General features: G+C 69.8%; 7 protein-coding genes. 1 reads left to right on the plus strand and 6 read right to left on the minus strand.

Annotated elements, in window-relative coordinates; genetic code table 11:
• Positions 1-201 precede the first annotated feature (201 nt).
• Positions 202-426, plus strand: a complete 225-nt coding sequence (locus ABEB07_RS38700; RefSeq protein WP_345672727.1) for a hypothetical protein — start codon at positions 202-204, stop codon at positions 424-426.
• A gap of 89 nt (positions 427-515) precedes the next feature.
• On the opposite strand, the gene ABEB07_RS38705 is transcribed toward ABEB07_RS38700, so the two are convergent.
• The 6 genes from ABEB07_RS38705 to ABEB07_RS38730 form a co-directional block, all read right to left on the minus strand.
• On the minus strand, positions 516-1,253 hold the full coding sequence (locus ABEB07_RS38705; protein WP_345672729.1) for a hypothetical protein: 738 nt from the start codon (positions 1,251-1,253) through the stop codon (positions 516-518).
• Positions 1,254-2,275: 1,022 nt separating this feature from the next.
• On the minus strand, positions 2,276-3,151 hold the full coding sequence (locus ABEB07_RS38710) for a replicative DNA helicase (protein ID WP_345672730.1): 876 nt from the start codon (positions 3,149-3,151) through the stop codon (positions 2,276-2,278).
• Positions 3,152-3,436: 285 nt separating this feature from the next.
• Entirely contained in the window at positions 3,437-4,828 is a 1,392-nt protein-coding gene (gene dnaB / locus ABEB07_RS38715; RefSeq protein ID WP_345672731.1) for a replicative DNA helicase, read from the minus strand.
• Positions 4,829-4,918: 90 nt separating this feature from the next.
• A complete protein-coding gene (locus ABEB07_RS38720; RefSeq protein ID WP_345672733.1) occupies positions 4,919-6,169 on the minus strand; it encodes a hypothetical protein in 1,251 nt (416 codons plus the stop codon).
• Between the two features lie 903 nt (positions 6,170-7,072).
• Positions 7,073-7,624 carry a GNAT family N-acetyltransferase gene (locus ABEB07_RS38725; protein WP_345672735.1) on the minus strand — a complete coding sequence of 184 codons (552 nt, stop codon included), beginning with the start codon at positions 7,622-7,624 and terminating at the stop codon, positions 7,073-7,075.
• Positions 7,621-8,421, minus strand: coding sequence for a GntR family transcriptional regulator (locus tag ABEB07_RS38730; RefSeq protein ID WP_345672736.1), 801 nt, complete (start codon positions 8,419-8,421; stop codon positions 7,621-7,623). Before ABEB07_RS38730 ends, ABEB07_RS38725 begins: the two co-directional genes overlap by 4 nt.
• Positions 8,422-8,762: the final 341 nt, after the last annotated feature.

The raw sequence follows: 8,762 nt of genomic DNA on the forward strand, positions 1-8,762 counted from the left end.
GCGGCGGCCGTCACGGAGAGTGCAAGCGCCGGTTTTCGCTCCGATGTTCCTCAACCCCCGATCAGGGCTGAGACGCCCGTCAGCACCGGTCAGACCTATTGGACCCAACAGGACCAACACGGCCCCGTCCGCGATTCGCGGACGGGGCTTTGGCGTGCCCGGAGGCGAATCCCGCCCCACGGCCGCCCCGGCGGGGCCACCATGACGGGGTACAGCCCCGACCCGCAGGAGACCCCGGCCGTGTTCCGTGACCACCACCGGATCAAGGGCGGCGCCGCCCAGCTCGGCGCCGCCGGCCCCGGCCTGCCCGGCCCGTTCGGCATCTGGCCCGCCGAGCCGGAGGCCGACGAGGAGGACCAGGAGCACGGGCACCACGCGGGTGACCCCGTAGGCGGGGCGGCGTTGGACCGGGCGAGCGGCGGGTGAGGAAGGCGCCGTGCGCCGCCGTGGTTGGGCCCGGTGCACGGCGCCCGTTCACCAGCAGCCCAGTTCACCGCCGGTTAGACCTGTTGGGGTCAGTGGGTCCATTCCTGCGCCGGGGCGTTCACGCTGTGGCGGGCGGCGCGCAGTTCGGCCAGGAGCGTCAGGACCTCGGCGCGGGCGGCGCGGGCCTCGGCGCCGGGGGGTTTCTCGGCGCCGGGCGAGTCGAGGATGTGGCGCAGCGCGTTCAGCCGGGCGGCGAGGCCGGGGCCGTCGCGCTCCCGGTGCCACTCGGCGAGCTTCTCGGCGGAGGCGTGGCGGGCCAGCAGTGCCCAGGAGTCGCCGAGGCAGGCCAGGGACCACACGGCGGCACGCAGCCGCGGCGCGTTGTCCCGGCACCAGGCGGCACCGGCCCGGTCGCGGGCCCGTTCGGCGCGCTGGCGCTCGGGGTAGCGGTCGCCGCGGTAGGTGGCGGCGTCGCGCTCCAGGCGCACGAAGCGGCTCTCGGCGCTGGAGCGGGAGGCGAGCCCGAGGGAGTCGGCGACCTGCTGCCAGACCGCCCCGCGCCGCCGTGCGGCCCGGGTGAGGTCGCGCTCCAGGGTGTCCAGCGCCGCGCGGGCCTCGTCGAGCTGGGTGAGCGCGGCCAGGACGTCGGCGGCCGGCACCTCCGCCTGCTCGGCGTCGTCGAGGCCGTACCGGTCGGCGGCCGCGCGGACCGCGTGCATCACCCGGACCGGGTCGAGCCAGTCGCGGCCGCCGCTGTACTTCGCCAGCAGCAGCGCCTCGGCGTCCTGCAGGAGCTGCTCTCGGGCCTCGGGATCGGTCTTCGCCATGCCGGGCAGCCTGCCGCCCCGCCGCCCATGTCCGCGAATCGCGGACGGAAGCCCGCACGGGGCCGCCGGAGAGCATCACATATGCGGATGATCTACCCCAAAGGCAGGCCTCATCAGGGCGGATGCCCGATTCGGCCACCGAAGGGATCACGCGAAGCAGGCCCGAGACGGCGCGTGAAGGGGGTCAGGAGCGCCTATCCCGGTGTCCGCGTCGGGGAGTTCCGAACCGGCCCCGAGAGCCGCACAGGGCCGCTCAGAGACGTCCCGCCCCGCTCTTGTAAGCCGCCGCGCGAAGCGCGTCTGTGGTCATCGGCGAAGCCGATGGGGCTTGGAAGGTTGTGCCCGAAGGGCTCCTTTCTATGTTCTGACCTGCACTGATTCCCCCAGGGACGTCCCGCAGCGAGGCCCCGTCACCCGAATGGGTGACGGGGCCGAGCCCCCTCTACTGAGCTATTAACAGGCCCTTGCGCTCATTACCGGCCGGTGTTGTCGAGCCCATGACCCCTGATTACCCGGCTCTCCCCCGTCGGCAGCGCGCGTCACGACCTCGGCTCGCTGCGCGAGGGGGTCAAGATCGTTTACGCCGGGACGGGCACGAAAGGTGCCCTGACCTGGGGTGTTGGGTGCGGTGCGAGCCGCACCCAACACCCGGCCCGGAGGCGCAGCGGCCTGTTAATACCCGCGTCGTGGTAACGGGGCGTTCCGGTTCGGAACACGAGGCCAGTTCCGAGTCGGAACGAATCCCGCGTTCCGACTCGGACACACGGCAGCCGGCTGGGCCAGGCGGGCCGGGTGGAGCCCATTGCTTGTCCCGAGAAGGGACAGCCGTTGTCCCGAGCCGGGACACGCGCGCTGTCCCGACTCGGGACGCCGTATGCCCGACGATGGTTGCCCGGGCGCCCTCTCGGGCGGGCCGGGATCGACAGCGCCCCCGGCGCGGGAGCGCGCCGGGGGCGAGGCCGGTGTGATGACTACGGCGGACACTGTGCCAGCCGGAGCGGACAACGTCGCGGGCTCAGAGATCAGGCCACGGTGTAGTCGACGAAGCGGGCGTAGTGCCCCTGGAAAGCGATCTGGGGAGCCACGCCGGGCTTCGTGCCCCTGGCCTTCGCGACGAACAGATCGGCTTCTCCTGCCCTCGGTGTGTTGGAGGCGTAGAGGTCTTCACGGTGGACCAGCACGAGCGTGTCGGCGATGAAGGCGACAGGCTCGCAGACCTCGCCGAGGCTCGGCATCCCCGGTGCCCGCTGCAGGCCGGGAGCGAGCCGGGCGGTCACCACGAGGGGGGTGCCGAGTTCCCGGGCCAGGGCCTTCAGCTCGTCGGCCAGGTCGCCGGGCTGGCGGTTCTGGCCCCGGAGAGCCTCCAGGCCGTCCACGCCCACCAGCTCGACTCCGCGCTCACGCACCATGCGGCGAGCGTGTTCACCCAGCTCCTCCACCGTGATCTTCTCCGGCGCCGCCACGTACAAGGGCGCTGCCATGAGGACCTTCTCCGCCACCTGCAGCCGCTGCTTGTCCTCGTCGTCCAGCTCGCCGCTCCGGATGCGCTGGCGCGGCACACGGCCAGCAGTGGCCATCGCACGCACCGCGATCTGCTCGGTGCTCAGTTCCAGCGACGCGAGGAAGACGGGGACCGGGCTGGGAGACCCGGTGCGTTCCGGAAGGGTGCCGCCGGCGTTCCACTGGCAGATGTTCTGCAGCAGGGTGCTCCGGCCCACACCCGGCCTCGACGCGATCACGGTGAGCGTGCCGGGCTCCAGGCCGCCCAGCACTCCGTCCAGGCCGATGATCCCTGTACTCAGACCCGGCGAGCGGCCGAGGCTGTGGGCGGGTGCCTCGCCGCTTCGGGCCAGGACTTCCGCCATGGTGAAGACGGGGGATGGTTCGATCCACTCCACTGGGGCTCTCCTTGTGGTGGGGTGCGCAGGGTCGAGGCGGCGGCGCCGTTGTAGGTTCTCGCCGTTCGTGTCGGGTGCCGTCGTCATGACCTGCGGCTTCATCCGCAGTCTCACGACGTGCCGGACGCTGGAGTCTCACGGCCGTGTCGGATCCTCGACGGTCCGCGCAAAGCGGCTCCGGCTGCCGGCCCTTTGACCTGGGCGGTCTCACGGCCGATGTCGTATCCGACGTCGATCCGACATCCGCCGTGAGATTCCGACACGGGATTTGAGATCCCACAGCCGTCAGGCGGCGTCGGCAGCCATGTCGACGAACCGGCTGTAGTGGCCCTGGAACGCCACGGTGATCGTCGCGGTGGGCCCGTTGCGGTGCTTGGCCACGATCAGGTCGGCCTCGCCGGCGCGGGGCGACTCCTTCTCGTAGGCGTCTTCGCGGTGCAGCAGGATCACCATGTCCGCGTCCTGCTCGATCGAGCCGGACTCGCGCAGGTCGGAGACCTGGGGGCGCTTGTCGGTGCGCTGCTCGGAGCCGCGGTTGAGCTGGGACAGGGCGACCACCGGCACGCCGAGCTCCTTGGCGAGCTTCTTCAGGCCCCGGGAGATCTGGCCGACCTCGACCACACGGTTCTCGGCGCGCTTGCCGGACTCCATGAGCTGCAGGTAGTCCACGACGATCAGGCTCAGCCCGTGCTTCTGCTGCAGGCGCCGGCACTTCGAGCGGATCTGGAGCATGGTCAGGTCGGCGGAGTCGTCGAGGAACAGCGGGGCGGCCTCGATGGCCGGGGTCCTGCGGCTGATGTGCTTCCAGTCCTCCTCGGTGAGGTTCCCGGCGCGCATCTTGTGCAGGCCGACACGGGCCTCGGCGGAGAGCATCCGCATGTTGATCTCGGAGACGCCCATCTCCAGCGAGAAGAACACGCTGGGCAGGCCGTCGCGGATCGAGCAGGCCCGGGCGAAGTCGAGCGCGAGGGTGGACTTGCCCATGGCCGGGCGGGCGGCGACGACGACCAGCTGGCCGGGCTGAAGGCCCTGGGTCAGGAGGTCGAGGTCCTTGAAGCCGGTGGACACCCCGGTGAGCTCGCCATTGCGGTTCTGGATCGCCTGCAGCTCGTCGATGGTGGAGGCCAGGCTGCCCTCGCCGGGGCGCTTGGGATCGGCGGCCTGGGCGATCTCGGTGGCCGCGTGGATCTCGGCCTGGGCGGCGTCGGAGACCTGGGCCACCTCGCCCTCGCCGGACCAGGCCATGGCCTGGATGCGGGTACCGGCCTCGATGAGGCGGCGGCGTACGGCCAGGTCGTGCACGATCTCGGCGTAGTGTTCCACGGCGGCCGCGGTGGGCACGGCCTGGACGAGGGTGTGCAGGTAGGAGGGCCCGCCGACGCGGGCGATGTCGCCGCTCTTGGTCAGCTCGGCGGCGACCGTGATCGGGTCGACGGGCTCGCCGTCGCCGTAGATCTTGATGATCGCCTGCTGGATCGTCTCGTGCGCGGGCCGGTAGTAGTCCGCGGGCTTCATCGGCGAGCCGAGGAAGTCGGCGATGGCGTCGCGGCTGAGCAGCTGGCCGCCCAGCACCGACTGCTCGGCCTCGATGTCCTGCGGCGGGACGGAGCGGTGGAAGCCGCTGCCGGGGCCCTCGTCGTCGTGGTGGTCGGGGCGCTGGGTGACTACCGTGGTCATTCCGGTCTCCTGTTCCGTGGCTTCGGGATGTGGTTGATCGCAACGGGTCGCCCCGGCCAGGGGGCGGCCCGTCTTTGTGTGCGGGTGGGGTCAGGCCGTCGCGAGAACGACGGCGGGGTTGCACTCCGGGCACCGGCGCGGACTGCCCTCGCGGGGGGCGATCCACCGGTACTCCGGGGAGTCGCAGTTGCCGCACCACGGCACCGCTCCCCCGGGCGCCGCCTTCGGGGCCGGCGGCGGGTTGTGCTCGGCGTGCCGGGTCAGGCTGGAGTAGCCCAGCCCCGGGAGCTGCCCGGCGAGCTTGGCGACGTGCTCGACCGGCCAGTTCAGCGCCAGCAGCTCGCGGGCCTCGGTGCGGAGCCGCTGGACGACCGACTGCATCGGGTACACGCCGTTCAGCGCCAGGACGTACCCCTCGACGACCTTGCCGACCTTCGGCTCCAGGACGTCGTCCTCCTGGCGCGGCTCCGGCACCGGAGCCGACTCGGCAGCGGCGGCTGCCGTGGTCGTCTTCCGCGCAGCGCTGCTCTCTCTCTCGTCCGTGACGTCGGCCGGGTCGGCCGGGTGCTCTGAGGCGGGCGGGACGGGAGAGAGAGATTGGTCTAGTTGATGTTGGTCTCGTTCAACCCCCTGGCCAGGGGGTACCGAACCCCCTGGCCAGGGGGTACGTACCCCCTGGCCAGGGGGTACGGGCTGACCTGCGGTTTTCTGAATCGGTGCAGGTCGCGCCGTACCCCCTGCCGAGGGGGTACGGAAGTCAGTGAGGAGCGGCGCCACGAACAGCTCGACGGGCGGCATCGGGGCCTTCGCCTTCTTCGCGGCCGCGCGGGCCTTGGCGACCTTCTCGCAGTGGGCCTTGAGCGCGTCGCGGACCGCCATCAGCCACCGGTCGAACTGGGCCTCGCGCTCCTTGCGGGCTTCGGGCGTCTCGCCCTTCGGCCCCCGGTTCAGCGCGTACCACTCGCTCGTCGACCGTGCGCCCGTGTGGGAAGCCGGCGGCGTCTGGTGGACGATGTACCGGTTCCGCCGGACCAGACCGACCATCGTGCGCACGACCTCGACCGCGCCGATGACCTCCAGCTGCAGCATGAATTTCGACACGTTCTCCGGCTTCTTCAGCTGGAGGATCCGCGCCAACGTGGCCAGGCCCGGCCAGACCTCGTTGTCGCTACGCTCGCTCGTGTTGATGTGCGCGGACAGGCCCCAGTACAGGGTCCGGGCGTCGGAGTCCACGCCGGAGAACAGCACCCAGTCGCCGAGCTGGCTGAAGGGAGCGCGCCGGCCGAGGGTGACCTCGATTGTCTCGTCGGCCGCGTTCGGGTCGGTCAGCTGGTCGCTCATCAGGCCACCACCTTGGCAGCCACGGCGGCCGCGGTGCTGGCGGAGCTCTCGGATACGGGCGTAATCATCACGCGGCCGTTGTAGCCGCCAAAGCGGACACCCCCATCGGGGCAGGTCAAAGCATGGTTAGGGCACTTCGTAGTCATCATCACGGCGCCTTCGTACGCGGTCGCGACGGTTACCGTCGCGGGCTCCGCGGAGGCGAGCCGGCGGGGGCGGTGCTGCCGGTGGTGCATGGGGTGCGAACTCTCCCAATCGGGGTAGAGAGCCGCACGTCGGTGATCATCAACAGGTAACCGGACGGGCACCTCAGCGGTGCTGCATTTTGCTAGCGAACCGGGTTACTCTGGCTGGTGGTGACCGGGCCCCGATGGGGTCGGGAGCCCGGCGTTACCGCCGACGTACGACTCAGGAGCTGTGGCTTCGTGGGCCGGGGACTGAGTCAAGTTGTTGAGTTGAGGGCCGCTCCTGTTGGCGCAGGGGCGGCCCTCGGCGTTACGGGGCGCGAGCAGTCATGACGGACATGATGCGGCCCTTCCGCCGGTTGGGAAAAACGCCGATGAGCTGGTATGACGCGTGATCGCATCCGAAGATCGTGCCGGACACCGGTGGTGTGTTGTACCGGGTTTCCGGCGTGGATACTCCGAGATCCCGTTCTCCGGGCGCGAACTTGCGAGGCCGTCCCGCCACACGGGAAGCACGGGCCGCCATCGGCGTGTCGCCGTGTCCCGCTGGCCCACTGACAGTGGGTACGCGTAGCCTGCTGACCATCGCAGGCACCTCCCATTCAGGTGCTTGATCGCGGCGCCGACCACCACAACCGGCGAGCGCGATCGACAGGCCCCCACGGGGGCCTGTTTGCGTTTCGCGGGACATCTTCCTCCTTCCGGCGGTCACTAGGGGTCAGCCAGCCGATTCCGGAGTGTCGGCCTCCTCAAACAAGCCGTGGCTCGGGTTCAGTCGTGCCGGTCGCTGGGCCACCCAGCCTGAGACGACGCCAGGTTCCGTGACGGTCCGGAGGTGCCGAAACCCCTGCTGGCGGTAGTAGGCATGGAGCCGCGGATTGGTCGTCCAGGCGTCGAGGCGAAGCCACTGGGCACCTGCGGCCGCAGCTTGATCACCCGCCCAGTTGAGAATGCGTGTCCCGAGGCCAGTACCGGCGAACTCTCGGTCAACGGTCAGTTTGTGCACATAGAGGGCCGACTCGGAGCGCTCATCCGGAGTCCAGAGCCGCGGATCGGCGTCGCGGTCCAGGGTGACCGTGGCGCACGCGTCAGCGTTTCGGAACGGCTTGATCATGTAGACCTCGCCCGCGCGGATGCTGGCGAGTATGTGCTCAGGCGGGAAGGGGTTCGACCACTGGTCGATGCCCTGTGCAGAGAGCCAGCCTGCAGTGTCGGTGCGGAACTTGAGCAGCCGAGGCAGATCGGCCTCCTCCGCATGCGCGATGATCACTTCTCGGCTCCCCAGGGGAAGCGGGGCCGGGCCTCGTAGTCCTCCGGATTCTTGATCCGCTCATAGACGATGACGTTCCGGTCCCCCGGCACGATGTTGATGGTCACCTGTACCGGTTCGTCGCCTTCGGTGAACGTGGTGGCGATGTGCTCGGCGACCGGGGTGCCGGGGCCAAGCTGCAGGCGCCGAACCTCTTCCGGCGTGGGCATGCGGATGTAGATCTCGTCTAGGGCGGCCACCAGCTCCTTGCCGAGCTCGGCGAACACCTGATTGGTCCCCCGGGCCACGTCTCCAGGGGTCATCCAGTCGGTGCCCTCGACGAGGGAGAGCGTGGTGTACGAGTCGTTGAGGTCGTACGGCTCCCGGTCCAGGTAGCGGGTGCGCCGGCGGGCGGCGACCGTCACGCCTTCAGCAAGACCAAGACGGTCTCGGACCGCCTTGGGCGGCTGGACGATGGCAACCTCGATGTCCTGGCTGGGCTCCCGCCCGTCCTCCGAGGCGATCAGGTGGGTGTAGATGTCGACCTCCGGCGGCTTGCGCCGGAACTCCTGCTGCGGGCGGTAGACCTTCGGCCGCATCTCCCGGACGAAGTAGCCCTTCGGCCGGCGGGGGATGATCAGCCCCTCGTTGACCAGCAACGACAAGCCCTGACGCACGGTGGACCGCGCACTGGTGCCGTACTTCTCGCGAAGCTCGGCCTCTGTCGGGAGCTTGCTGCCGGGGGGCAGCGTGCCATCGGCAATCTGCGCGCGGAGATCGTCCGCGATGCGTTGGTAGATCGGTGTCGTCGGCCTCATGGGGTCCATATGTACCCGCCGCGATCACTATTGTCCAGTCAATGGAAACCATCAGAACGATGGGCTTGACGTCGCCCACTCTCGGTGCCAACATCATCGCCACGGGCATTGTCCAGTCAATGCGAACGAACCAGACTGTTCGTATTGCAGGGCTATTGCCTGCGCTTTTGCGGCACACCCATGCCCAAAACGGCGACACCGGACCGCCTCGGAGCTGTACCGAGCCCGGTGTACCGAGAAAAACTCAACAGAGTGCTACGAGGAACAGAGCAACCCTTTTCGCTGGTCAGAAGGCCATGTGGGCCGCCAGCGAGAGGTACGTCCAGACAGATTCGGCTCGG

Source organism: Streptomyces similanensis, from assembly GCF_039543625.1.
Classification (GTDB): domain Bacteria; phylum Actinomycetota; class Actinomycetes; order Streptomycetales; family Streptomycetaceae; genus Streptomyces; species Streptomyces similanensis.

Excerpts from the sequence above, each read along its gene's own strand:
- ABEB07_RS38700 (WP_345672727.1), top strand. The coding sequence starts at position 202 with ATGACGGGGTACAGCCCCGACCCGCAGGAGACCCCGGCCGTGTTCCGT.
- ABEB07_RS38705 (WP_345672729.1), bottom strand. The coding sequence starts at position 1,253 with ATGGCGAAGACCGATCCCGAGGCCCGAGAGCAGCTCCTGCAGGACGCC.
- dnaB (WP_345672731.1), bottom strand. The coding sequence starts at position 4,828 with ATGACCACGGTAGTCACCCAGCGCCCCGACCACCACGACGACGAGGGC.
- ABEB07_RS38730 (WP_345672736.1), bottom strand. The coding sequence starts at position 8,421 with ATGAGGCCGACGACACCGATCTACCAACGCATCGCGGACGATCTCCGC.
- ABEB07_RS38720 (WP_345672733.1), bottom strand. The coding sequence starts at position 6,169 with ATGAGCGACCAGCTGACCGACCCGAACGCGGCCGACGAGACAATCGAG.